The sequence below is a fragment of the Kocuria oxytropis genome (assembly GCF_040981195.1).
Classification (GTDB): domain Bacteria; phylum Actinomycetota; class Actinomycetes; order Actinomycetales; family Micrococcaceae; genus Kocuria; species Kocuria oxytropis.
The window spans coordinates 36,160-61,327 of the sequence record NZ_JAVFXA010000006.1; the positions used below are offsets into that span (position 1 = coordinate 36,160).

General features: G+C 73.8%; 21 protein-coding genes. 2 read left to right on the forward strand and 19 right to left on the reverse strand.

The genetic code is table 11. The features are described 5' to 3' along the window. Positions 1–11: 11 nt before the first annotated feature. Entirely contained in the window at positions 12–434 is a 423-nt protein-coding gene (locus tag QYM41_RS07850) for a LysM peptidoglycan-binding domain-containing protein (protein WP_368799182.1), read from the reverse strand. Positions 435–778: 344 nt separating this feature from the next. On the opposite strand from QYM41_RS07850, the gene lexA reads away from it, so the two are divergent. After that, the gene (gene lexA / locus QYM41_RS07855; protein ID WP_368799183.1) at positions 779–1,546 is read left to right on the forward strand and encodes a transcriptional repressor LexA; all 768 of its coding nucleotides are present in this window, start codon (positions 779–781) and stop codon (positions 1,544–1,546) included. Positions 1,547–1,618: 72 nt separating this feature from the next. Here the strand turns inward: lexA and QYM41_RS07860 are convergent, their stop codons facing one another. Both QYM41_RS07860 and hflX read right to left on the reverse strand, forming a co-directional pair. After that, complete coding sequence (locus QYM41_RS07860; protein WP_368799184.1) at positions 1,619–3,697, reverse strand: ATP-dependent DNA helicase; 2,079 nt, start codon at positions 3,695–3,697, stop codon at positions 1,619–1,621. Between the two features lie 4 nt (positions 3,698–3,701). Further along, positions 3,702–5,342, reverse strand: coding sequence for a GTPase HflX (hflX, locus tag QYM41_RS07865; protein WP_368799185.1), 1,641 nt, complete (start codon positions 5,340–5,342; stop codon positions 3,702–3,704). A 149-nt stretch (positions 5,343–5,491) separates the two neighbouring features. On the opposite strand from hflX, the gene QYM41_RS07870 reads away from it, so the two are divergent. Then, entirely contained in the window at positions 5,492–6,154 is a 663-nt protein-coding gene (locus QYM41_RS07870; RefSeq protein WP_368799186.1) for a class I SAM-dependent methyltransferase, read from the forward strand. A 124-nt stretch (positions 6,155–6,278) separates the two neighbouring features. On the opposite strand, the gene dapF is transcribed toward QYM41_RS07870, so the two are convergent. From dapF to QYM41_RS07950, 16 genes are all read right to left on the reverse strand, one after another. Further along, positions 6,279–7,379: a diaminopimelate epimerase gene (gene dapF, locus QYM41_RS07875; RefSeq protein ID WP_368799187.1), complete on the reverse strand. Its 1,101-nt coding sequence runs from the start codon at positions 7,377–7,379 to the stop codon at positions 6,279–6,281. Positions 7,380–7,428: 49 nt separating this feature from the next. Next, positions 7,429–8,349 (reverse strand): tRNA (adenosine(37)-N6)-dimethylallyltransferase MiaA, encoded by a 921-nt coding sequence (gene miaA / locus QYM41_RS07880; protein ID WP_368799188.1) that lies wholly within the window; start codon positions 8,347–8,349, stop codon positions 7,429–7,431. Beyond that, a complete protein-coding gene (gene miaB, locus QYM41_RS07885) occupies positions 8,346–9,875 on the reverse strand; it encodes a tRNA (N6-isopentenyl adenosine(37)-C2)-methylthiotransferase MiaB (protein ID WP_368799336.1) in 1,530 nt (509 codons plus the stop codon). Before miaB ends, miaA begins: the two co-directional genes overlap by 4 nt. Before the next feature lie 28 nt (positions 9,876–9,903). Beyond that, a complete protein-coding gene (locus QYM41_RS07890) occupies positions 9,904–10,536 on the reverse strand; it encodes a regulatory protein RecX (RefSeq protein ID WP_368799189.1) in 633 nt (210 codons plus the stop codon). An 8-nt stretch (positions 10,537–10,544) separates the two neighbouring features. Then, positions 10,545–11,648 (reverse strand): recombinase RecA, encoded by a 1,104-nt coding sequence (recA, locus tag QYM41_RS07895; RefSeq protein ID WP_368799190.1) that lies wholly within the window; start codon positions 11,646–11,648, stop codon positions 10,545–10,547. A gap of 234 nt (positions 11,649–11,882) precedes the next feature. Continuing rightward, positions 11,883–12,104, reverse strand: a complete 222-nt coding sequence (locus tag QYM41_RS07900) for a DUF3046 domain-containing protein (protein WP_368799191.1) — start codon at positions 12,102–12,104, stop codon at positions 11,883–11,885. A gap of 184 nt (positions 12,105–12,288) precedes the next feature. Continuing rightward, complete coding sequence (locus tag QYM41_RS07905; protein ID WP_368799192.1) at positions 12,289–12,720, reverse strand: helix-turn-helix domain-containing protein; 432 nt, start codon at positions 12,718–12,720, stop codon at positions 12,289–12,291. Positions 12,721–12,883: 163 nt separating this feature from the next. After that, complete coding sequence (locus tag QYM41_RS07910; RefSeq protein ID WP_368799193.1) at positions 12,884–13,378, reverse strand: CinA family protein; 495 nt, start codon at positions 13,376–13,378, stop codon at positions 12,884–12,886. Beyond that, positions 13,375–13,980: a CDP-diacylglycerol--glycerol-3-phosphate 3-phosphatidyltransferase gene (pgsA, locus tag QYM41_RS07915; protein WP_368799194.1), complete on the reverse strand. Its 606-nt coding sequence runs from the start codon at positions 13,978–13,980 to the stop codon at positions 13,375–13,377. The genes QYM41_RS07910 and pgsA overlap by 4 nt, the downstream gene beginning before the upstream one ends. 34 nt (positions 13,981–14,014) lie before the next feature. Continuing rightward, positions 14,015–17,035, reverse strand: a complete 3,021-nt coding sequence (locus QYM41_RS07920; RefSeq protein ID WP_368799195.1) for an FtsK/SpoIIIE family DNA translocase — start codon at positions 17,033–17,035, stop codon at positions 14,015–14,017. A 66-nt stretch (positions 17,036–17,101) separates the two neighbouring features. Continuing rightward, the gene (locus tag QYM41_RS07925; RefSeq protein WP_368799196.1) at positions 17,102–18,793 is read right to left on the reverse strand and encodes a ribonuclease J; all 1,692 of its coding nucleotides are present in this window, start codon (positions 18,791–18,793) and stop codon (positions 17,102–17,104) included. Positions 18,794–18,806: 13 nt separating this feature from the next. Then, positions 18,807–19,763, reverse strand: coding sequence for a 4-hydroxy-tetrahydrodipicolinate synthase (dapA, locus tag QYM41_RS07930; RefSeq protein WP_368799197.1), 957 nt, complete (start codon positions 19,761–19,763; stop codon positions 18,807–18,809). Positions 19,764–19,876: 113 nt separating this feature from the next. Next, positions 19,877–20,509 carry a hypothetical protein gene (locus QYM41_RS07935; RefSeq protein ID WP_368799198.1) on the reverse strand — a complete coding sequence of 211 codons (633 nt, stop codon included), beginning with the start codon at positions 20,507–20,509 and terminating at the stop codon, positions 19,877–19,879. Between the two features lie 5 nt (positions 20,510–20,514). Further along, positions 20,515–21,333, reverse strand: coding sequence for a 4-hydroxy-tetrahydrodipicolinate reductase (dapB, locus tag QYM41_RS07940; protein ID WP_368799199.1), 819 nt, complete (start codon positions 21,331–21,333; stop codon positions 20,515–20,517). 60 nt (positions 21,334–21,393) lie between these two features. After that, entirely contained in the window at positions 21,394–22,818 is a 1,425-nt protein-coding gene (locus QYM41_RS07945) for a M16 family metallopeptidase (protein WP_368799200.1), read from the reverse strand. Positions 22,819–22,873: 55 nt separating this feature from the next. Then, a complete protein-coding gene (locus tag QYM41_RS07950) occupies positions 22,874–25,138 on the reverse strand; it encodes a polyribonucleotide nucleotidyltransferase (protein WP_368799201.1) in 2,265 nt (754 codons plus the stop codon). Between the last annotated feature and the right edge of the window lie 30 nt (positions 25,139–25,168).

The following is a 25,168-nucleotide window of genomic DNA, read 5'->3' on the forward strand; positions in this document are numbered from 1 at the left end:
TAGTGCTCCGCTCAGCCGGCCGGGACCTCGAGGAGCTGACCGGCCACGAGCACGGAGCTGTCCAGGTCGTTGAGCTCCACGATCTCGTCCATGACGTCCCGCGGGTCCCGGTCGGGGTCGGCGGCCACGGCCAGCTCCCACAGGCTCTGCCCGGGGAACACGGTGGCCTGCTCGGTGCCGGCGCCCGGGACCGGCGCGCTCGTGGCGGTGGCCGTGGAGGGGACGAGGAAGACGACCGCGAGCACGACCAGGGCGGCGGAGCCGGCCAGGACGGGCAGCCCCAGGAACACGAGGCGGCCGCGGCGGGTCAGGGTCAGCGGGGTGCGGGGGCGCGCGGGGCGGGCACGGCGGAGCGCGCGGCCGAGACCCCGGGCGGGCCCCGCGGGCTCGCGGCGGCGGGTGACGACGGCGCTGAGGGTGGCACTGGCACTCATGACATGAACTCCTTGACGTTCCCGCACGGGGCGGGCGATCTCGAACACCGGTTCGCTCGACGGCCTCTGCGGGCCTGCATTCGATCGAACATACTTTCGAACACCGATGACCCATGTCTAGCACGTGTCTGCGAACGCTGTCGACACCGGTTCGTACAGATGTTTGAACACCCACGGCGTGTCGCCTAGGCTGAGGGCAGGTTCAGGCCTCCGGCCGGCGCGCGCTGCGGACCCCCGGCGCCTGCCGACCGGGATCCATCGAACCACCCGGGTCCGACATCGGAACCGGGACCGCGCAGACCGGCGGCGGCACCAGCGGCCGGACGGGAAAGGACGACGCCCCCATGGCCCAGCCCCCCACCCCCGAGGAGTCCCCCGCCCGGGGCTCCCGCCCCGGGGCGCGCTCGCGCGGCCGCGGGCTCAGCGTGCGCCAGCGCACGATCCTCGAGGCCATCCAGCGCTCCATCGCCGAGCACGGCTATCCGCCGTCCATGCGGGAGATCGGGGACCTCGTGGGCCTGGCCTCCCTCTCGAGCGTCACTCACCAGCTCTCCCAGCTCGAGAAGCTGGGCTACCTGCGCCGCGACCCCAAGCGCCCGCGGGCGATGGAGGTGCTCACCCCCCTGCGGCTGAGCGGCAGCGGCGCCGAGGAGACCACCGGGGCCGCGGCCGAGCCCTCCGAGCGCACGGCGCGCCCCGCGGTTCGCGACTCCGTGGCGGAGCTGTCCACCTCCGCGGACGTGACGATGGTCCCGCTGGTCGGCCACATCGCCGCCGGCGGGCCGATCACGGCCGAGCAGGCCGTCGAGGACGTCCTCGCGCTGCCCCGCCAGCTGGTCGGGCACGGCGAGCTGTTCATGCTGCGCGTGAAGGGGGACTCCATGATCGACGCCGCGATCTGCGACGGCGACTGGGTGGTGGTGCGCCGGCAGAGCGCGGCCGACAACGGGGACATCGTGGCGGCGCTGCTCGACGACGAGGCCACGGTCAAGACCTTCCGGCAGCGGGACGGGCACACGTGGCTGCTGCCGCAGAACACCCGCTACGAGCCGATCCTCGGAGACCACGCCACCGTCATGGGCAAGGTCGTCTCGGTGCTGCGCAGCCTCTGAGCCGCATCCCGCCCCTGCCGGGCCCCCCGCCGACGGCGGGGGCCCGGCGGCCCGTGGAGAGCCGCTAGCTAGCTAGCCCGTGGCGAGCCGCTGCAGCGCCCCGAGCACCACCGAGCGATCGGTGGTGGTCCACAGCGGCGGCAGGGACCCGCGGAGGAAGCCGCCGTAGCGGGCGGTGGCGATCCGGGAGTCCAGGATCGCCACGACGCCGCGGTCCCCGCCCGCGCGGATGAGCCGCCCGGCCCCCTGGGCCAGCCGCACGGCCGCGTGCGTGGCGGAGACGGACATGAAGCCGTTGCCGCCGGCCCGTTCCGCGGCGCGGGCGCGAGCGCTGGCCAGCGGGTCGTCCGGGCGCGGGAAGGGGATCCGGTCGATCATCACGAGCCGGCACGAGGCGCCGGGGACGTCGACGCCCTGCCACAGGCTCATCGTGCCGAACAGGCTCGTGGACGGGTCCTCGGTGAACTCCTGGACGAGGCCGGCGAGCGAGGACTCCCCCTGGCACAGGATCGGCAGGTCGGTGCGCGCCCGCAGGGCCTCGGCCGCCTCCTCCGCGGCGCGGCGGGAGGAGAAGAGCCCCAGGGCCCCGCCCCGGGAGGCCTCCAGGAGGGCGAGCATCTCGTCCAGCTGGGCCTCCGTGAGCCGGCGGCCGGGCTTCTCCAGGTGCCCGGCGAGGTAGAGGATGCCCTGCCTCGGGTAGTCGAACGGGCTGCCGACGTCCACGCCCTCCCAGCGCGGTGCGCCCTCGCCGCGCAGGCCGAGGGCGCCGGCGGCGGAGTCGAAGGACGAGCCGACGGACAGGGTCGCCGAGGTGAGGACCACGGTGCGGCCGTCGAACAGGCCCTCCCGCAGGGTGCCCGCCACGCTGAGCGGCGCCACGTGCAGGGTCGCCGGGTCGGTGACCTCGGCGGGCACGTAGCCGCGGCTGGGCTCCCAGCCGCCCTGCCGGGAGATCCACAGCACCTCGCGGTGCTCCTCGGCGGCGAGGAGGCGCTCGGCCAGGTCGAGCACGTCGCTCACCCGGGAGCGGGCCATCTGCCGGCCCGCGTCCGCGTCCTTCTCCCCGGGACCGGCCTTGGACTCGGTCATGACGGTGCGGGCGGCGTCCCGGATCTCGGCCACGGCCGCCGCCTGGGCCTCCCCCAGGCCGCGGTGGAGCAGCTCGGCGGGAGCACCGGCGAGGGCCGCCTCGAGACGGGCGGCGCCGGCTGTGAGGGCGTCGGGGCTCGCCGAGGTGTGCTTGCGCACGGACGCGGCGGCCGAGCGGACCGTGGCCGCCGAGAGCTGACCGGTGACGGCGCCCGTCACCCGGTCCTGGAGCTCGTGGGCCTCGTCGATGACCACGACGTCGTGCTCGGGCAGCACGGTGACGCCCTCGAACGCGTTGATCGCGAGCAGGGCGTGGTTGGTGATGACGATGTCGGCCTCGCCCGCCCGCTGCTTGGCGAGCTCGGCGAAGCAGTCCTCGACCAGGGGGCAGCCGCGGCCCAGGCACTCCTTGGCGGTGACCGACACCTGGCGCCAGGCGCGGTCGCTGACGCCCGGGAGCACGTCGTCCCGGTCCCCGGTGGCGGTGTCCCGGGCCCACTCCCGCAGCCGCTGGACCTCCTGGCCCAGGCGTCCCGGGTTCTCGGCGGCCTCCGGCTGCGCCGCGCCGGGGTGCGGGGCGGCGTCCGGCAGGGTGAACAGCGCCCCGGGGTCGTCGTCGGACGGATAGCCACCCTCGATCTTGTGCAGGCACGCGTAGTTGCTGCGCCCCTTGAGCAGGGCCACGTCCACGTCGCGCTCGAGCTCGCCCTCCAGGGCCGCCAGCAGGCGCGGCACGTCCCGGCCCACGATCTGCGACTGCAGCGCGAGCGTGGCCGTGGCCACGACCACCGGCTTGTCCGCGTGCTGGGCGTGCGCCACGAGCGGGGCCAGGTAGGCCAGGGACTTCCCGGTGCCCGTCCCCGCCTGGACCAGCAGGTGCCGGCCGCGGTCCAGGGCCTCGGCGACCTTGGCGGTCATCAGGCGCTGGCCGTCCCGGACCTGCCCGCCCATCGCGGTGACGGCGGTGTCCAGCAGGGTCAGGGCGTCCTGGGCTCCGGGCAGGGTCTCGGGGCGCACGTCCGGCAGATCGTGCCCGGCCCCGTCCACGACGGCGGTGGCCACGCGCTCAGGCGCTCTCGGCGCCGAAGCCGGGAGCGTCCTCGGGGGCGAACTCCGCGAGCTCGGCGGCGAGGTCCTCGCGGACCTTCACGAGCAGGTGGGTGCCCTCGGCCAGGTGCTCGGTGCGCAGGATCTCGGCGTCCCACTCGTGGAGCCGGCTGACCACGTCCCCGCGCCGGTACGGGACCAGCAGCTCCAGCACCGTCTCGGGGCGCGGGATGGACTCGCTGATCCGCTGCCGGAGCTCGTCGATGCCCTCCCCGGTGCGGGCGGAGACCACCACCACATTGCGCTCGCGCTGCTTGATCCGCTCGACCACGAACGGGTCGGCGGCGTCCACCTTGTTCAGCACGATGATCTCGGGGATGTTCTGGGCGTCGATGTCCGCGAAGACCTGGCGCACCGCGCGGATCTGCCCCTCCGGGTCCGGGTGGGAGGCGTCCACCACGTGCAGGATCAGGTCGGAGTCGGCGACCTCCTCCAGGGTGGAGCGGAACGCCTCGACGAGCTGCGTGGGCAGGGAGCGGACGAAGCCCACGGTGTCGGAGAGCGTGTAGCCGATGCCGTCCGGGGTCTGCGCCCGGCGGACCGTGGGGTCCAGGGTGGCGAACAGGGCGTTCTCCACCAGCACCCCCGCGTCCGTGAGCCGGTTCAGGAGCGAGGACTTGCCCGCGTTGGTGTAGCCGGCGATCGCCACGGACGGCACGGAGTGCCGGCGGCGGTTGAGCCGCTTGGTCTCGCGGGCCGGTTTCATGGCGGCGATCTCGCGCCGCAGCTTCGCCATGCGGGTGCGGATCCGGCGGCGGTCCAGCTCGATCTTGGTCTCGCCGGGGCCGCGGGAGCCGATGCCCTCACCGGCCGCGGCCCGGCCACCGGCCTGCCGGGACAGGGACTCGCCCCAGCCGCGCAGGCGCGGGAGCAGGTACTCGAGCTGGGCGAGCTCGACCTGGGCCTTGCCCTCCTTGGACTTGGCGTGCTGGGCGAAGATGTCGAGGATCAGCCCGGTCCGGTCGATGACCTTGACCTTGACGACGTCCTCCAGGGCGCGCCGCTGGGAGGGGGCGAGCTCGGAGTCGACGACGACGGTGTCCGCGCCGGTCGCGGCGACGATGTCCCGCAGCTCCTTGGCCTTGCCCGAGCCCAGGTACGTGGCCGGGTCCGGCTTGGTGCGGCGCTGGACGATGCCGTCGAGCACCTCGGAGCCCGCGGTCTCGGCGAGCGCGGCCAGTTCCCGCAGGGAGTTCTCGGCCTCGGCGAGCGGGCCCTCCGTCCACAGCCCGGCGAGCACCACGCGCTCGAGGCGCAGCTGACGGTACTCGAGCTCGGTGACGTCCTCGAGCTCGGTGGACAGGCCCGCGACGCGGCGCAGGGCGCGCCGCTCCTCGAGGTCCTGCTGGTCGCCGTCGTGGACGGTGTGCCCGTCCTCGGCGTCGGCGAGCTCGCGGGCCCGGCCGGAGAGCCGGCCGGTCGCCGGGGAGCCGTCCTCGGGGGCGGCGTCCTGGCCGGCCTCCTGCCCGGCGGCCTGCTCCCGGGCGCGGGCCCGGGAGAGCACGCGCTCGACGACGTCCTCCAGGTCCTGCCGGCTCAGGCCGTTCTCGGGCTCCGCGGCGGTGCGGGGCTCGGCAGGGGTTTCACGGGGGTGGGTCATGGTTCCTTTCGGACGGGCTGCTGATCGGTCCATTCTAGGGTCGGCGCCGGACATCCCGGCGGCGGAGGCGGAGCGTCCCGCCGGAGCGGGGCGGGACCGGCGGCGGGCGCCGTCGGCGGCACCGGACGCTGTCGGTAGCATGGGACGCTATGGCACCGCCTCCCGACTCCCCCGATCCCCTGGCCGGCCCGGTGAGCCCGAACCCGGCGACCGAGCACTACTTCTCCGAGGACCCCTCGGCCCCCGAGGTCCGGCGCTCCGTGGCCGTGACCCTGCGGGGACGGGAGGTCGTGCTGCAGACCGCGAACGGGGTGTTCAGCCCGCGGGGCCTCGACAAGGGAACGTCCGTGCTGCTGGAAAATGTTCCCGATCCCGCCGGCACGGAGCTCCTGGACATCGGCTGCGGATGGGGTCCGATCGCCCTGAGCCTGGCCGGGGCGGCCCCGGGGGCCCGCGTCACGGCCGTGGACGTCAACGAGCGCTCGCTGCGGCTCACCCGGGACAACGCGGCGGCCCTGGGGCTGAGCGCCGTGGAGGCCCTGCTCCCGGAGCAGGTGCCCGCGGACCGGCGGTTCGACACCATCTGGTCGAACCCGCCCGTGCGGATCGGCAAGCAGCAGCTGCACGAGCTGCTCCTGCGGTGGCTGCCGCGGCTGGCCCCCGGCGGGTCGGCGTGGCTGGTGGTGCAGAAGAACCTCGGTGCCGACTCCCTGCAGCGGTGGCTGGCCACCGCGCTGGGCGGCGGTTTCCGGGTCTCCCGGCACAGCACCGACAAGGGGTTCCGCGTCCTGCTGGTCGAGCGCCCGGCCTGAGCCGGGGCCGGACGCCGTCCGGGCCCCGTGGCCGGGTTCCGGGCACGGGCCCCGGCCGCCGGCGGGGCCGAGCGGACGGGACGCACCGGCCGGTGCGGCCGGTGCGGCCGGTGCGGCCGGGGCCTCAGACGAAGGTGCCGTCGGCCACCAGCACGGCCGGTCCCGCCAGCACCACGTGCTCGGCGCCGTCGGGCGCCGGGACGAACGTCACGGACACGACGCCGCCGGGCACCTGCACCAGCCACTGGTCGGGGGCGGTGGCGCCGCCCCAGAAGCGGGTCGCGGCCGCCGCGGCGCACGCTCCGGTCCCGCAGGACTGGGTCTCGCCCACACCGCGCTCGTGCACGCGCATCCGGACGCGGCCCACTCCGTCGTCGTCGCCGTCGGCGGGGACCACGAACTCGACGTTGGTCCCGTCCGCGGGCTCGGGGCGCACCACCGGGGCGGTGTGCAGTCCGAGCTGGTCGAGCTTCTCCCCCTCCGCGAGCGCCACGACGGTGTGGGGGTTGCCCATGCCGATCGACAGGGCCGGGCGGGGCACCTTCAGCCCCTCGGCGGTCACGACGGCGTCCGAGCCGCGGGACCGGGCCGCCTCGCCGTCGAGGAAGGTCCACGGGCCCATGTCCACGGCGTAGCCGGAGTCGGTGCGGGCCACGGTCTTCACGCCGGCGCGCGTGCCGATGCGCAGGACCTCCCCCTCGGGGACCTCCGCGAGGCCGCGCCGGAGCAGGTAGTGGACGAAGACCCGCACCCCGTTGCCGCACATCTCGGCGACGGAGCCGTCGTTGTTGCGGTAGTCCATGTACCACTCGGCGTCGGGCGCCGTTTCCAGCAGGGCCCGTCCCTCCGGGATGGCCTCGGAGCGCACGGCGCGGATCAGCCCGTCGCCCCCGATGCCGCGGTGGCGGTCGCACACCAGGGTCACCAGCTCGGCGTCCAGGACCAGGTCCGCCCGCGGGTCGGTGAGCAGCACGAAGTCGTTGCCCGTGCCGTGGCCCTTGGTGAAGTCACGGCCCCGGAGCTCCCCCCACGGGCCGGTGTCCGTGGCGGGGTCGGTGTCCGCGGCGGAGACGTGTGCGGGGTCGGTGTCCGTGGCGGGAGCGGGAGCGGTGTCCGTGGCGCGGCCGGTGTCCGCGGCCGGGCCGGAGACCGGTGCGGTGGCGGGGGCGGCGGGGGCGGGGTCGGTGTCCTCGGGCGGTGCGGTGCGGGGCTGGGCGGAAGTCACCCGGCCATGATACGCGGCGCCCGCCGGGCGCCCCGCGGAGCGGGGCGGCTCACCGGTGGTCCGGGTGCTCCTCCACCAGCCGTGCGGCGCGGTCCACGAGCCTTGGCCCGGCCGGGTCCAGCCAGTGCACCCGCGGGTCCGCGCGGAACCACGTCCGCTGGCGGCGGGCGAAGCGGCGGGTGGCCACCACGGTGGCCTCGGCGGCCTGCGCCGCGGTGGCCCGGCCGTCCAGGACGTCCAGGAACTGCCCGTACCCCAGGGCCCGGGAGGCCGTGCGTCCCTCGCGCAGTCCGCGCGCCGCCAGGGCGCGGACCTCGGCCTCGAGCCCGGCCTCGACCATCGCCCCGACGCGCCGGGCCAGCCGGTCGTGCAGCACGGACCGCTCGAGCTCGAGGCCGATCTGCACCGTGGGCCGCACGTGCTCCCGGCGGGGCATGAACGCGGTGAAGGGGCGGCCGGTCAGCTCCCAGACCTCCAGGGCGCGCACGAGCCGCCGGTCGTCCCGCAACCGGGCGGCCGACTCCGGGTCCACCTGCCGCAGCCGCTCCCGCAGGGGACCGGGGCCCCGCTCGGCGAGCTCGGCCTCGATCCGGGCCCGCACCGCGGGGTCGGTGCCGGGCAGCTCGAGCACGTCGAGGGCGGCGCGCACGTAGAGCCCGGACCCGCCGACGAGCACCGGGATCCGCCCGCGGGACAGGATCCGGTCGAAGCACGCGCGGGCGTCCCGCTGGAAGTCCGCGACGGAGGCCTCCTCGGTGACGTCCAGGACGTCCAGGAGGTGGTGGGGCACGCCGCGCCGCTCCTCCGCGGTCGCCTTGGCGGTGCCGATGTCCATGCCGCGGTAGAACTGCATGGAGTCCGCGTTGACCACCTCCCCGCCCAGCCGCAGGGCGAGCTCCACGCCCAGCGCGGTCTTGCCGGTGCCCGTGGGCCCCACGACGGCGACGACCGGCAGCTGCGCCCGGGTCACCGGACGGGCAGGCCCGGCATGCCCAGGCTCACGGGGCCGGGTGCGGTGCCCCCGGGGGCGGCCGGGACGCCGCAGGACGCGGCCTCGCGGCGGTCCCACGCGGTCCCGGCCCGGGAGCGCCGCAGCGCGTACTCGTGCGGGGACCGGGGATCGGCGATCAGGTGGTAGGCGGCGGCGCCGGTGACGGTGACCGTCACGAAGTCACCGGGCCGCGGGACCTCGGCGCCCTCCGGGACCGAGAAGTGCACGAGCCGCTGGTCCCGGGCGCGGCCCGAGAGCCGGTGGGTCTGCCCGGACTTCTTGCCGGCCTCCGCGGTCACGAGCAGCTCGACCTGCCGGCCGACGACCGCCCGGTTCTCCTCCGCCGCGATCCGGTCCTGCAGGGCCACGAGCCGCTCGAAGCGCTCCTGCACCACCGCCTTGGGCACCTGCTCGGCCATCTCGGCGGCGGGGGTGCCGGGGCGCACGGAGTACTGGAACGTGTAGGCGGAGGAGAACCGGGAGGCGGCCACGACGTCGAGGGTGGCCTGGAAGTCCTCCTCGGTCTCCCCCGGGAAGCCCACGATGATGTCGGTGGTGATCGCGGCCTCGGGGATGCGTTCGCGGACGGTGTCCAGGATGCCGAGGAACCGCGCCGAGCGGTAGGAGCGCCGCATCTGCTTCAGGATCCGGTCGGAGCCGGACTGCAGGGGCATGTGCAGCTGCGGCATGACGTTCGGGGTCTCCGCCATCGCGTCGATGACGTCGTCGGTGAACGCCGCCGGGTGCGGGCTCGTGAAGCGCACGCGCTCCAGGCCCTCGATCTGCCCGCAGGCGCGCAGCAGCTTCGCGAAGGCGCCGCGGTCCCCGAACTCCACGCCGTAGGAGTTCACGTTCTGCCCCAGCAGGGTGACCTCGACCGCGCCGTCGTCGACGAGCGCCTGGACCTCGGCGAGCACGTCCCCGGGCCGGCGGTCCTTCTCCTTGCCGCGCAGCGACGGGACGATGCAGAAGGTGCAGGTGTTGTTGCACCCCACGGAGATCGACACCCACCCGGAGTAGGCGCTGTCCCGCTTGGTCGGCAGGGTCGAGGGGAAGACCTCGAGGGCGTCGAGGATCTCGAGCTGGGCCTCGGCGTTGTGCCGGGAGCGCTCCAGCAGGGTGGGCAGGGCGCCGATGTTGTGCGTGCCGAAGACGACGTCGACCCAGGGGGCGCGCTCCAGGATCGTGTTCTGGTCCTTCTGCGCGAGGCAGCCGCCCACGGCGATCTGCAGGTCCTTGTTGCGCTTCTTGGCGGGCACGAGCTGGCCGAGGTTGCCGTAGAGCTTGTTGTCCGCGTTCTCGCGCACGGCGCAGGTGTTGAAGACCACCAGGTCCGGCTCGCCGCCGTCGGCGGGGACGTAGCCGGCGGCCTCGAGCAGACCGGTGATCCGCTCGGAGTCGTGGACGTTCATCTGGCACCCGAACGTGCGCACCTCGTAGGAGCGCGGGGCGGGTGCGGCGGAGGACGCGGTCGGGTCCGGGGTCAGGGCTGCGGGGGTCGACATCACCGGTCAATTGTACCGGCGGGCACGGTCACGGCGTGTCGAGGGACTCCCCGCCGAGGTCCTCGTCCTGGACGGCGGCGCCGGTCCGCGCCTCGAGCTCCTCCTTGACCACGGCGAAGGCCAGGCCGGGCGGGTAGCCCTTCCGGCCCAGCATCCCCGCCAGCCGCCGCACGGCCTTGTCGCGGGCGGCGCGGTCGGCGGGGTCGAGGCCGGCGGGTAGCTTGCGGCGGACCAGCTCGGCGGCGTCCTCCCGCTCGTCCTCGTCGGTGCGCTGCTCGAGCGCCGACTCGGCGAGCTCCCCGGTCACCCCGCGGGTCGCGAGCTCCCGGCGGATCGCGGAGCGGGAGAGCTTGCGGGAGCTCGCGCGGGAGCGGACGTAGGACTCCGCGAACTGGGCGTCGTCGACGAGGTCGACCGCCTCGAACCGGTCGAGCACCTCGCGGGCGACGTCCTCGGGGACGTTGCGGTCGGCGAGCTTGTCCTCGAGCTGCTTGCGGCTCTTGGCCGAGGCGGTGAGCTGGCGCAGGACGATCGCCCGGGCCACCTCCCGGGGGTCCGGCTCGGGGTCCTGGGACGGCGACGACGCCGCCTCCGGGTCCGCCGGCCCGTGGTGGCGGGCGGCGGACCGGCGGCGGCGTCGTGCGTACGGGCTCTCGGTCACGGACCCGCTCAGAAGGCCGGCCCGGCGACCTCGGTGGGCAGCCCGGCCACGGGCGGCTCCTCCGCGGTCTCCTCGGCCGCCTCCTCGACGACCCCGAGCTTCACCAGGATCCGGCGCTCGATCTCCTCGGCCAGCTCCGGGTTGTCCTTGAGGAACCGGCGCGAGTTCTCCTTGCCCTGCCCGAGCTGGTCCCCCTCGTAGGTGAACCAGGCCCCGGACTTCTTCACGATGCCGTGCTCCACGCCCATGTCGATGAGCCCGCCCTCGGTGGAGATGCCCACCCCGTAGAGGATGTCGAACTCGGCCTGCTTGAAGGGCGGGGCCATCTTGTTCTTGACGATCTTGGCCCGGGTCCGGTTGCCCACCGGGTTGGCCCCGTCCTTGAGGGTCTCGATGCGGCGCACGTCCACGCGGACGGAGGCGTAGAACTTCAGCGCCTTGCCGCCGGTGGTGGTCTCGGGGCTGCCGAAGAACACACCGATCTTCTCGCGCAGCTGGTTGATGAAGATGGCGGTGGTGTTCGAGTGCGAGAGCCGGCCGGTGATCTTGCGCAGGGCCTGGCTCATCAGGCGCGCCTGCAGGCCCACGTGGCTGTCGCCCATCTCGCCCTCGATCTCGGCCTTGGGCACGAGGGCCGCGACCGAGTCGATGACGATGATGTCGATGGACCCGGAGCCCACGAGCATGTCCATGATCTCCAGGGCCTGCTCGCCGGTGTCCGGCTGCGAGACGAGCAGGCTGTCGGTGTCCACGCCCAGCTTCTCGGCGTAGGCGGGGTCGAGCGCGTGCTCGGCGTCGATGAAGGCCGCGATCCCGCCGGCCTTCTGCACGTTGGCCACCGCGTGCAGGGCCACGGTGGTCTTGCCGGAGGACTCCGGGCCGTAGATCTCCACGACGCGTCCGCGCGGGAAGCCGCCGATGCCCAGCGCCACGTCCAGCGCGATGGAGCCGGTGGGAATTGTCTCGATCTTGGTCGCCGGGCGGTCGCCCAGGCGCATCACCGAGCCCTTGCCGTAGTTCTTGTCGATCTGCGCGAGAACGGTCTCGAGCGCCTTCTCACGGTCGCTGCCGAACTGCTGGTCGGAGCTCTGCTTGTTGCCCTTGGCTGCCATGGTTCACCTCGTGTTCGGGGGGCTCCGCCGGTGCGGCCGGAACCGTTGCTGCTGGTCTTCTCGTGGTCCACGGTATCGCCGGGGTCGGACACCGTAAGGCTGTCGCGCGGGCTCCGGGGAGGAGGGGTCGGCACCGCTCCGGGACGGGACGTGCTGTGCAGTCCGGGCCGCGGTCTCGAATATACCTTCGAATGCCGTCCGGGTCCACGGCGGCGCCGCGGAGCGGCCCGCGCGTCAGTCCCGCGGCGGGCGGTCCGCGCCCCACCACCGGTTCTCCGGGACGTCCTGGGCGCGGCACAGGGCGAACCACACGGTCCGCGGGTCGACCCCGGCCTCGATCGCCTCGGTGGCCGTGCGGTGGTCCAGCTCCCCCAGGACCAGGTCCCGGGCCAGGACCTTGCTGTAGCCCGCGCCGAACTCCTCGGCCATGAGCTGCCAGAAGCTGCTCAGTCTCATCCGCGTCCTCCTTCGTCCCTCCGCCCGGCGGCGCCCGTGCCCGGCGCCGCGCCGGTCCGTGCTGCCGTCGTGCCGGTCCATCCTGTCATCCGCGCGCCCCGGACGCAGACCGGAGGGCCCGCCGGTCCTGGGACCGACGAGCCCTCCGGGTCGTCGTGGGCGGGCGGCGGACCGCCCGGGCGGATCAGCGGGCGCCGGCCGCGGCGGCCTCGCCGCCGTTGACCCGGCCGAACTCCCGCGAGTACTGCTCGGTGAGATCGCTGGGCACGGTGTCCGGGACCAGGAGGCCCTCGGCGTAGGCGAGCCGGTCGGCGACCTCGCGCAGCATCTGGGACATCGGGATGTCGAGCGCGGCGCAGATCGACGCGAGCAGCTCGGAGGAGGCCTCCTTCTGGCCGCGCTCCACCTCGCTGAGGTAGCCGAGCGACACCCGGGCACTGTGCGAGACCTCTCGGAGGGTGCGGCCCTGGCGCTGGCGGACGCTGCGCAGCACCTCACCGATCTCCTGGCGGAGTACGCCCATCTTCATGTCCTTCGTCTCGGTGCTCTCGTCCTCGTGCAGGCCCACGTCCTTCCAACGAACGACGCCATTGACGGACACGGGTTGCTTGGTCATGTGAATCGCTTGTCTCCTCGTGTGTGCGGCAGTTCCACCGCCTGGTGCGGACGGTGCCCCGGCGCCGGCCGGTCGACATCTTGACTTCGATCGGCTCAACTCGAGCCTGCGATCATTGCTAACCCCGCTGACGGTCCCATTCTTCCCCCCGGGAGGCGTTTTTTCACTGGGAGTTGACTGGGAGCACGACCGCCGCGGTGAGACGCTCGAGCGCGGCCCGCACGGCGGCCGCCCGGACCTGCGCGCGGTCCCCCGTGGCGGCCAGCTCGTGGACGGTGGTGCCGGTCGGGCCCGCCACCCCCAGGAAGACCGTGCCCACCGGTTTGCCGTCGTGCGGCTCGGGGCCGGCGACGCCCGTGGTGGAGACCGCCCAGTCCGTGCCGAGGCGGCGGCGGGCACCCTCGGCCATGGCGGCGGCGACGTCCGGGTCCACGGAGCCCCGCTCGGCGAGCAGCCGGGCCGGGACCCCGAGCACCTCGGTCTTCACCCGGTTCGAGTAGGACACGACCGCGCCCTCGAAGCAGGCCGAGGCCCCCGGCACGTCGACGACGGCGGCGGCCAGCGCGCCGCCGGTGAGCGACTCCGCGGTGCCCACCGTGACCGCCCGCCGGACGGCCTCCTCGACCAGCGCCCGGGCGGCGGTCAGCGGGTCCGTCACGCCGTGTCCCGCTCGGCCAGCGCCCGGCGGCGCAGCTGCAGGGCCTTGACGACGTAGTCCACCCCGGTCACCACGGTGACCACGAGCGCCGCGGCCATGGCGGTCCAGCCCAGCCACGGCCACCAGGCGCCGACCAGCGGCACGAGCGGGAGGAGCAGGAGCAGCAGCGCCACGGTCTGCAGGACGGTCTTGAGCTTGCCGCCCTTCGAGGCCGCCATGACCCCGTAGCGGATGACCACGAAGCGCAGCACGGTGATCCCCCACTCGCGCACGAGGATCACCACGGTCACCCACCACCACAGCTCCCCGAGCATGGAGAGCACCACGAACGCGGCCCCGGTCAGCAGCTTGTCCGCGATCGGGTCGGCGATCTTGCCGAAGCTCGTGATCAGCCCGCGCGCCCGGGCGATGTCGCCGTCGAGCTTGTCGGTGTACATCGCCACCGCGAAGACCGCGAGGGCGGCCCACCGCATGCCGAGGGAGTCCTCCCCCTGGGTGCCCCCCGCCCACAGGAACCAGACGAAGAAGGGCACCAGCACGATGCGCAGGGCGGTCAGCGCGTTGGGCAGGTTGAGGTTGGACGCCGGGTCCGCGGAGCTCATCGGGTGCTCACTTCCTGGTGGGTCGGGGGCCGGCTCAGCGGCCGGTCAGCTGCCAGGCGTCCTCGGACCCCTCGGGGTCCTCGGCGCCGTCGCCGTGGTCGGTGGCGGTCCCGGCCAGCGAGGCCTCGACCGGGTCCTCGCCGTAGTCGACGGATCCGCCCTGCGGGGCGGGCGGGTCCTCGCCCCGGATCACCGCGAGGGTCGCCGCGAGGTCGTCGGGCTTGACCAGCACGTCGCGCGCCTTGGACCCCTCCGAGGGCCCGACGACGCCGCGGGACTCGAGCAGGTCCATGAGCCGGCCCGCCTTGGCGAAGCCGACGCGCAGCTTCCGCTGCAGCATGGAGGTGGAGCCGAACTGGGTGGTCACCACGAGCTCGGTGGCCTGCAGCAGGACGTCGAGGTCGTCCCCGATGTCCTCGTCGATGGTCTTCTTGGGTGCCTCCTGCACCACGTCCTGGCGGTAGCGGGCCGCCATCTGCCCCTTGACGTGGTCGACGACCTCGTGGATCTCCGACTCCGAGACCCAGGCGCCCTGCACGCGCATCGGCTTGGAGGCGCCCATGGGCAGGAACAGGGCGTCGCCCTGCCCGATCAGCTTCTCGGCGCCCGGCTGGTCCAGCACCACGCGGGAGTCGGTGACCGAGGACGTCGCGAACGCCATCCGGGACGGGACGTTGGCCTTGATCAGGCCGGTGACCACGTCCACCGAGGGCCGCTGGGTGGCGAGCACCAGGTGGATGCCGGCGGCCCGGGCCAGCTGGGTGATCCGCACGATGGCGTCCTCGACGTCGCGCGGGGCGACCATCATGAGGTCCGCGAGCTCGTCGACGATGACCAGCAGGTACGGGTAGGGCCGGATCACCCGCTTGGACCCCGGCTCGGGCTGGACCTTGCCGTTGCGCACGGCCTTGTTGAAGTCGTCGACGTGCTTGTACCCGTAGTGGGAGAGGTCGTCGTAGCGGGCGTCCATCTCCCGCACGACCCACTGCAGCGCCTCGGCGGCCTTCTTGGGGTTGGTGATGATGGGCGTGATCAGGTGGGGCACGCCCTCGTAGGCGGTGAGCTCGACGCGCTTCGGGTCGACCATCACCATCCGCACCTCGTCCGGGGTGGCGCGCATCAGCAGGGAGACGATCATCGAGTTCACGAAGCTGGACTTGCCCGCCCCGGTGGCGCCGGCCACGAGCAGGTGCGGCATCTTCGCGAGGTTGGCCACCACGTAGCCGCCCTCGACGTCCTTGCCGACGCCCATCACCATGGGATGCTCGGTCTTGCGGGCGTTGTGCGAGCGCAGGACGTCGCCCAGGGAGACGGTCTCGCGGTCGGTGTTCGGGATCTCGATGCCGATCGCGGAGCGGCCGGGGATCGGCGAGAGGATCCGCACGTCCGCGGAGGCCACGGCGTAGGCGATGTTCTTGGACAGCGCCGTGACGCGCTCGACCTTGGTGCCGGAGCCCAGCTCGATCTCGTACCGGGTGACGGTGGGCCCCCGGGAGAAGCCCGTGACCACGGCGTCCACGTTGAACTGCTCCAGCACGCTGGTCAGCGCGGCCACGACGGCGTCGTTGGCCTCGGAGCGCTCCTTCGGCGGAGGTCCCTGCACGAGCGCGCCGGGCGCCGGCAGGGAGTAGGCGATGTCGCCCTCGAGCGTGAGCTGCTCGGCGCGGGCCGGGATGGGCGAGTCGGGGGTGTGGGTGCGGGCGGTCACGGACGTGGAGCCGGTCGGCTCGGCGGAGACGTCCTCGAGCGCCGGGGACCCGGAGCCGGCGGCGGTGTCCGCGGCGGGCTCGAGGCCCTGCTCCCGGCGCAGCCGGCGGGCCGCGAGCTGCTCCTGGGTGGGCCGCTTCTGGCCCGGGCGCAGCGTGTCGCCGGCCTCCTCGGCGGCCGCCCCGGCCGCCGGTGCTCCTGCCCCGGTCGCGGTCCCGGTCGCGGACCCGGCGGCGCTGCCGGCGGCACCGTCGGCGGCGGTCCCGGCCGCGGCGGCCCGCTGCCGGGCGGCGCGCGCGGAGTCGACGTCGAAGACGCGGGTGGGCGCCTGGCCGTCGGCGGTCTCCTCCTCCACCACGGCCCGCTCGAAGGCCTCGTCCCCGCGGTAGCCGTCGAGGGCGCGCCGCTCGGCCTCGGCCGCCTTGCGCTCGCGGCGCTTCTCGCGGCGCGTCTTGGCCGCCTCGGCGCGGGCGTGGTGCTCGTCGAGGTAGGAGCGGTCGTGCCGGGGGGCCGAGACGTCGGTCGCGGAGACCGGTCCGTCCTGGCCCATGAGCCGCCAGTAGCCCTGCCGCAGCCGCGGCAGGATGAGGTTCACGGGGGTGGCGGTGACCACGAGGACCGACAGGAACAGGGCGGCGACGAACAGGGCCCCGGCCCCGGCGGGGGTGATGAGCGCGCTCAGGGGGTCGGCGGCCAGGAAGCCCACGTAGCCGCCGGCGGCGCGCAGCGCGTCCTGGCCCTGGCTCGGCGACGGCGCGCCCAGGAGCACGTGCGCCAGGCCCGAGCCGGCGACGACGGCGGCCCCCAGCCCGATCGCGATGCGGTTGTTGGCGGAGGTGTCCTCGGGGTGGCGGAAACGGCGGAGGGCGAAGCCCACCAGCGGCAGCGGCAGCACCAGCGCCGTCCAGCCGAAGGTCCCGGCGAGGACCTCGTGCACCGCGGCCGCGGGCAGCGCCAGCCACGGCGCCGGTGCCCCGGGCAGGTTCCACCACTCGACGGCGGCGGCGAGCAGGCCCAGCAGCAGCAGGAACAGGGCGCCCCCGTCCCGCAGCGACTCGGCGGGGACGTCGGTGCGCAGGGTGCCCATGCGCCGCACGGCGCCGCCCACCACGTGGGCGAGAGCCGTCCAGACGCCTCCGACCACGCGGGCGCACCACGTGAGGGCCGCCCCGAGCCCGTGCAGCAGCCGCGGGGGGCTGCCGGCGGACGCCGTGGAGCCCCGTCCGGCGGTCGAGGGACGGCGGGAGGAGGTGGACCGGCTGGATCCCGACGACCGCGCAGAAGACGTGCTGTTCTTGCCACGCGACGTCGAGGCGCCCTTGCGGGCAGGGGAAGTACGAGTCGCCATGCTCCCAGGGTAGACCACCGTCTCCCCCCGTCCGCGGTGCCGCACGGGCGGGAGGAGACCGGGGGCTCAGGCCTCGATGACGACCGGCACGATCATGGGCTTGCGGCGCAGCCGGCGGCTCACCCACGAGCCGATCGTGCGGCGCACCACCTGCTGGAGCTGCTGGGTGGTGTGGTTCTTGCCCGAGTGGTTGATGGCGTCCTCGAGCGCGGCGGTGATCTTCGGCTTGATCTCGTCGAACACGCTGTCGTCCTCGGCCACGCCCCGGGCGTGCACGTCCGGACCGGTCACGACCTTGCCGGTGTCCCGGTTCACCACGGTGATGACCGAGATGAAGCCCTCCTCGGCGAGCACCAGCCGGTCCTTGAGGTCGGCGTCGGTGACGGTGCCCACGGAGGAGCCGTCCACGTAGACGTAGCCGCACTCGATCTGGCCCGTGATCCGGGCCGCGCCGGCGGCCATGTCCACCACGGTGCCGCCCTCGGCCAGGAGGACGTGGTCGGAGGGCACGCCGGTCTCCTCGGCGAGCTTGCCGTTGGCGATGAGGTGGCGGACCTCGCCGTGCACAGGCATGACGTACTCCGGCTCCACGATGTTGTAGCAGTACAGCAGCTCGCCCGCGGCCGCGTGCCCGGAGACGTGCACCTTGGCGGTGCCCTTGTGGACCACGGTGGCGCCCAGGCGCATCAGCCCGTTGATGATCCGGAAGACGGAGTTCTCGTTGCCGGGGATCAGCGAGGACGCGAGGATCACGGTGTCGCCCTCGGTGAGCTGGACCTTGTGGTCGCCGTTGGCCATCCGGGACAGCGCGGCCATCGGCTCGCCCTGGGACCCGGTGCACATGATGACCAGCTGCGAGTCCGCGTGGTCGTCGATGCGCTTCTGGTCGACGAGGGTGTTCGGCGGGACCTCGAGGTAGCCGAGCTTCTCGGCGATGGTCATGTTGCGCACCATGGACCGGCCCATGAACGCGACCTTGCGCCCGTGCTCGGCGGCGGCGTCGAGCACCTGCTGCACCCGGTGGACGTGGGAGGAGAAGGACGCCACCACCACGCGCTTCGGCGCCCGCCCGATGACGTCCGCGAGGACGGGGCCGATGTGCTTCTCCGTGGGGGTGAAGCCCGGGACCTCGGCGTTGGTGGAGTCGGTGAGGAACAGGTCCACGCCCTCCTCCCCCAGCCGGGCGAAGTGGCGCAGGTCGGTGATCCGGCCGTCGAGGGGCAGCTGGTCCATCTTGAAGTCGCCGGTGTGCAGGACGGTGCCGGCCTTCGTGCGCAGGAACACCGCGAGCGCGTCGGGGATCGAGTGGTTGACGGCCACGAACTCGCACTCGAACTCGCCGAGCCGCTCGACCTGCCCCTCGCGCACCGCCATGGTGTAGGGCTTGATCCGGTGCTCCTGCAGCTTCGCCTCGATCAGGGCGAGGGTGAGCCGGGACCCGATCAGGGGGATGTCGGGCCGGCGCTTGAGCAGGTACGGGACCGCGCCGATGTGGTCCTCGTGCCCGTGGGTCAGCACCACCGCCACGACGTCGTCGAGCCGGTCGACGATGTGGTTGATGTCCGGGAGGATGAGGTCCACCCCCGGCTGGGTCTCCTCGGGGAAGAGCACGCCGCAGTCGACCACGAGCAGCTGCCCGTTGATCTCGAAGACCGTCATGTTCCGTCCGACCTCGCCCAGCCCGCCGAGGGGGACGATGCGCAGGACGTCCTGGTCGAGGGCGGGGGGAGCCGACAGGTCGGTGTGCCACTGGGTCATGGGACCCCTTTCGTCAGTCGATGGTCTCGAGGAGGGTGTCCGCGACGACCGAGCCCGCCAGGTCCGCGCGGATCAGGGCGGCTTCGGCCTCGGTGGGCGGGACGTGCGGCAGCCGCACGGTGGGGTGCGGCAGCCGGCCCTGCCACGCGAGGATCGTCTTGGCCGCGACGGCGCCGGGGACCCGGGTCATGGTGGCGCGCACCACGGGCTCGAGCTCCTCGTGGATCCGCCGGGCCGTGCCGAGGTCCTGGTCGAGGACCGCGTCGACGAGACGGCGGTACCGTGCGGTGGCCACGTGGGTGGTGACGCCGATCAGCCCGGCGGCGCCGATCGCCATCCAGGGCAGGGTCAGCCCGTCGTCGCCCGAGTAGTAGAGCAGGTCGGTCTCGGCCAGCACGCGGGTCGCGGCGACCAGGTCCGCCTTGGCGTCCTTGACGGCCACGATGTTGGGGTGCCCCGCCAGGGAGATCAGGGTCTCGGTGGCGATCGGGATCCCGGCGCGCCCCGGGATGTCGTAGAGCATGATGGGCAGGTCCACGGAGTCGGCGAGGCTGCGGAAGTGGGCCTCGACGCCGGCCTGGGAGGGCTTGTTGTAGTAGGGGCAGACGATCAGCAGCCCGTCCATGCCGATCTTCTCGGCCGCCCGGGAGAGGTGGCGGGAGTGCTCCGTGTCGTTGGAGCCGGTGCCGGCCAGCAAGGGCACCCGGGAGCCGACGGCGTCCTTGACCGCGCGGAACACGGAGAGGTTCTCGTCGTCGGTCATGGTCGAGTACTCGCCCGTGGTGCCGCACACCACCAGGCCGTCGCAGCCGTCGTCGACGAGCTGCACGGCCAGGGCCGCGGTGGCGTCCAGGTCCACGGAGCCGTCCTCGGCGAAGACGGTGATCATCGCGGTGAGCAGCGTCCCGAACAGGGGCCGGGGCCGGGCCGCGGTCAGGTCGGCGGGGGAGGGCGAGGCGTTGGCAGTCATGGGTGCCAGGTTACCGTCTTCGCTCCCCCGGCACCGCCCGCGGACGGGTCCGCGGCGCCCGTGCGGTGGGCGGTCCCCGTGCCGGTCACGGGCCCGGGGCGCCCGGGCACGGCTCAGGCCCGCCCCTCGTCCGGGGTGTCGGCCGGCTCCACGTTGCGCGCGGGACGCCCGCGGGACAGGGCCACCGCGTCCCGCATCGCGGAGCGGGCACGGCTGCGGTCCCCGGCGGCCGAGTAGGCCAGCGAGAGCCGGTACCAGGTGCGCCACTCCCCCGGGTCCGCCTCGGTCTGCGCCCGGTAGGTCGCGAACCGCTCGTCGGCGGCCTCGCGCACGACCCGCCCGCCGGGGGTCCGCGGCAGGTCGTCGGGCGGCAGCCCGCCCTCCTCCTGCAGGACGCGGCCCAGCTGCTCGGTGCGGACCCCGAAGAGGACCTCGCGCACCAGCGCCCACACCCCGACCGCCGGCAGGACCAGCATGGCCACGCCGAACGCCTTCGCGATCCATCCCTCGGTGCCCAGCAGGAGCACGGCGCGGTGCAGGCTCAGCCCCAGGTAGACGACCAGCAGCGAGACCATGGCCGCGGCCAGCAGCTTCGCCCGGCTCGTGGACTCCAGGAGCGTGAAGACGCCCGCGAAGACGAGCACCGCGAGGATCCACAGCTTCGAGCCCCCGGGGATGGGCAGCAGCCACAGGGTGAGCAGGGCCGCCGCGAACAGGCCGCGGGTCCAGGCGCGGATCGAGTCCATCGGCGCTACAGGCCCAGCTGGAGGTAGTCCTCCAGCCCGTGCGTGAGCCCGGGGTGGGAGACGACCTCCCGGACGCCGAGCACCACGCCGCTCATGAAGGAGATGCGGTCGAAGGAGTCGTGGCGGATGGTGAGCTGCTCGCCGGTCCCGCCCAGGAGCGTCTCCTGGTGGGCGACCAGGCCCCGCAGCCGCACGGAGTGGACGTGCACGTCGTCGACGACCGCGCCGCGGGCCCCGTCCGGGTCCTGCTTCGTGGCGTCCGGGGACGGGCCCATCCCCGCGGCCCGGCGGGCCTCGCCCACGAGGGCGGCCGTGCGCGCGGCCGTGCCCGAGGGGGCGTCCACCTTCTCCGGGTGGTGCAGCTCGACGATCTCGACGGACTCGAAGAACCGGGCGGCCTGCGCGGAGAAGCGCATGGCCAGGACCGCGCCGATCGAGAAGTTGGGGGCGATGAGCACGCCCACGTCCGGGTGCTGGGCGAGCAGCGCCCGGGTCCGGTCCAGGCCCTCCTCGTCCCAGCCGGTGGTGCCCACGACGGCGTGGATGCCGTGCTCCACGGCGAAGCGCACGTTGTGCTCGGTGACCGACGGGACCGTGAAGTCGACGACGACCTGCGCGCCGGCGGGCACGAGGGCCTCGAGCGAGTCCTCGTGGTCCAGCTCCGCGACGAGCTGCAGCCCCTCGGCGCGGCGGACCGCCTGCGCGGCCTCGCTGCCCATGCGGCCCCGGGCGCCGAGGACGGCGACCCTCAGCTCCGCGGCGGGTGTCGCCGGGGCGGTGCTCGCCGGGGCGGTGGTGGTCTCGGGGGCGGTGCGCTCGGTCATGGCTCCAACTCTAGGTCACGGTGCGGGAGGGCCGCCGCCGGTGCTCCCGGCGGCGGCCGGTCAGCGGCGGGTGGGCGCCACCACGGTGGTCACGACGGGCCCCTCGGCCAGCCACGCGGCCAGCTCCCGGACCTGGTCCGGGCTCACGGAGCGGACCCGGTCCAGGGACTCGTCGATGTCGAGGAACTCCCCGGACTTCAGCTCCGCGGAGCCGAGGCGGGACATCCGCGAGCCGGTGTCCTCGAGGGCCAGGACGGTGCCCCCGCCCAGCTGGCCCACGACCTTGCGCAGCTCCTCCGCGCCGATGCCGTCCCGGGCGAGCGTCTCCAGCTCGCCCGTCATCAGCGCCACGACCTCGTCGGTGCGCGCGGGCAGGCACCCGGCGTACATCCCGAAGTAGCCGGCGTCCGAGTAGGCCCCCGAGAACGAGAACGTGCTGTAAGCGAGGCCGCGCTTCTCGCGGACCTCCTGGAAGAGCCGGGAGGACATCCCGCCGCCCAGGGCCGCGTTGAGCACGGTCATCGCGAACCGGCGCTCGTCCCCGGCCACGAGCCCGGGCCGGCCGACGATCACGTTGGTCTGCTCGACCGGCCGCTCCAGGAAGTGCTCGCCCCAGTCCGGCTCCAGGGGCGCCGGGGTGCGCTCCCGGCGCGGGAGGGGGGACGCGGGCACGGACGGGTCCCAGCCGGCGCGCTCCAGGGCCTCGGCGACGAGGGCGACGACGACGTCGTGCTCCAGCCCGCCGGCGGCCGTGACCACGAGGCCCTCGGGCCGATAGTGCCGGCGGTAGTGCTCGGCCACCGCCTCGCGGGGCACCGCGAGAATCTCCTCGGCGGTGCCGCCGATCGGCCGGCCCAGGGGGTGGGCGCCGAGCACGCGCTGGGTGAACTCCTCGAAGGCGACGTCCTCGGGGTCGTCCTTGTCCATCGCGAGCTCCTCGAGGATGACCCCGCGCTCCCGCTCGAGCTCGTCCGGGTCCAGGACCGCGGACGTCACCATGTCGGTGATGACGTCGATCGACATCGGCAGGTCCTCGGCCAGCACCCGCGCGTAGTAGCACGTGTGCTCCTTGGCGGTGGCCGCGTTGGACTCGCCCCCCACCTCGTCGAAGGCCTCGGCGATCTGCAGCGCCGAGCGCCGCGCGGTGCCCTTGAACAGCAGGTGCTCCAGGAAGTGCGTGGAGCCCAGCCGCCCGGGCTGCTCGTCCCGGGAGCCGACGCCGACCCAGAAGCCGACCGTCACGGCCCGCTGGGCGGGCATCCGCTCGGTGAGCACTCGGGTGCCGCACGGCAGCACGGTGCGGCGCACCACGTTGCCGCCCGCGCCCTCGTGCAGGGTGTGGCTGAAGCCCGCGGCGGCCGTGGTCAGGGCCGCCGCCGCGGCGGAGGGGGAACTGCGGGGAACCGCCGAGAGGCGGGCGTCCGGGCCCGGGGTGCTCCCCGGGCCGCGGTCACCCGCCTCCAGCGGCAGGTCGACTGCCGTCATCCAGCTGTGCTGCTTCCTGTGCTCGTGTCGGTGCGGTGCGCGGGACGGGCCCGGCTCAGGCCTCGGCGGCGTCGTCGTCCTCGGCGAAGACGTTCGGCTCCTCCGCGACCACGGGGGCCAGGGAGAGCTTGCCGCGGTCGTCCACCTTGGTGATCTCGACCTGGACCTTCTGGCCCACGCCCAGGACGTCCTCGACGTCGGTGACGCGCTTGCCCTCGTTGAGCTTGCGCAGCTCCGAGATGTGCAGCAGGCCGTCCTTGCCGGGGGTGAGCGAGACGAAGGCGCCGAAGGTCGTGGTCTTGACCACGGTGCCCAGGTAGCGCTCGCCGACCTCGGGGACCTGCGGGTTGGCGATCGCGTTGATCGCCGCGCGGGCCGCCTCGGCCGAGGGTCCGTCGGTGGCGCCGATGTAGACGGTGCCGTCGTCCTCGATCGAGATGTCGGTGCCGGTGTCCTCCTGGATCTGGTTGATCATCTTGCCCTTGGGGCCGATGACCTCGCCGATCTTGGAGACGGGGACCGTCACGGAGATCACGCGCGGGGCGAACTCGCTCATCTCGTCCGGCTGGTCGATGGCCGCGTTGAGCACCCCGAGGATGTGCAGGCGGGCCTCGCGGGCCTGGGTGAGCGCGGCGTCGAGCACCGAGGAGGGGATCCCGTCGAGCTTGGTGTCGAGCTGGATCGCGGTGACGAACTCCGCGGTGCCGGCGACCTTGAAGTCCATGTCGCCCAGCGCGTCCTCGGCGCCGAGGATGTCGGTCAGGGCGGCGTAGCGGGTCTCCCCGTCCACCTCGTCCGAGACCAGGCCCATGGCGATGCCGGCCACCGGGGCGCGCAGCGGCACGCCGGCGTTGAGCAGCGACAGGGTCGAGGCGCAGACGGAGCCCATCGACGTGGAGCCGTTGGAGCCCAGCGCCTCGGAGACCTGGCGGATCGCGTAGGGGAACTCCTCGCGCGAGGGCAGCACCGGGGTGATGGCCCGCTCGGCCAGGGCTCCGTGGCCGATCTCGCGGCGCTTCGGGGAGCCCACGCGGCCGGTCTCGCCGGTGGAGTACGGCGGGAAGTTGTAGTGGTGCACGTAGCGCTTGTGCTTGACCGGGGACAGCGAGTCGATCTGCTGCTCCATCTTGAGCATGTTCAGCGTGGTCACGCCCATGATCTGGGTCTCGCCGCGCTCGAAGATCGCCGAGCCGTGCACGCGGGGCAGGACCTCGACCTCGGCGGTGAGCTGGCGGATGTCCGTCAGGCCGCGGCCGTCGATGCGGACCTGCTCGGTGAGGATGCGCTGGCGCACGGTCTGCTTGGTGAGGGCCTGGTAGGCGCCGTTGACCTCGTCCTTGCGGTCGGCGAAGGGCGCGCCCTCCCCGGTGAGCTCGGCCAGGGTGCTCCGGTGCAGCTCGTCCGTGGCGGTCTCCCGCTCCTGCTTGCCGGCGATCGAGTAGACCTCCGCGAGCCGGGTGCCGACGGAGGCCGCGACGGCCTCCTTGACGTCGTCGCCGAAGCCGCCGAAGCGGGGCAGGTCCATGTCCGGCTTGCCGGCGCGGGCCTTGAGGTCGGACTGGGCGTCGCACAGCGCCTTGATGGCCGGCTTGGCGGCCTCCAGGCCCTGGACCACGAGCTCCTCGGTGGGGGCCACGGCGCCGTTGCTCTTGATCAAATTCCAGGAGTTGTCGGTGGCCTCGGCCTCGACCATCATGATCGCGACGTCCTCGGAGCCGTCCTTGCCGGTCACGACGCGGCCGGCCACGGCCATGTCGAACACGGCGTTCTCCAGCTGCGAGTGCTTCGGGAAGGCGACCCACTGGTGCGCGCCGTTCTCGCCGGCCATGAGGGCGACGCGCACGCCGCCGACGGGGCCCTGGAAGGGCATCCCCGAGAGGGTGGTGGCCATCGACGCGGCGTTGATCGCGACGGTGTTGTAGATCTCGTCCGGGTTGATGGACAGGATCGTGACGACGACCTGCACCTCGTTGCGGATGCCCTTGCCGAAGGCCGGGCGCAGCGGGCGGTCGATGAGCCGGCAGGTGAGGATCGCGTCCGTGGAGGGGCGGCCCTCGCGGCGGAAGAACGAGCCCGGGATGCGCCCGGCGGCGTACATCCGCTCCTCGACGTCGACCGTCAGGGGGAAGAAGTCGAAGCCCTCGCGGGGGGACTTGCCCACCGTGGTGGCGGCGAGCATGGTGGTGTCCTCGTCGATGGAGACGAGGGTGGAGCCGGCGGCCTGCTTGGCGAGGCGGCCGGTCTCGAAGCGCACGACGCGCTTTCCGTAGGAGCCGTTGTCGATGACGGCTTCGGCGTACTGGATCTCGGGACCCTCCAAGGGTCACCTCCGTTTCGTGTGGGCGGGACC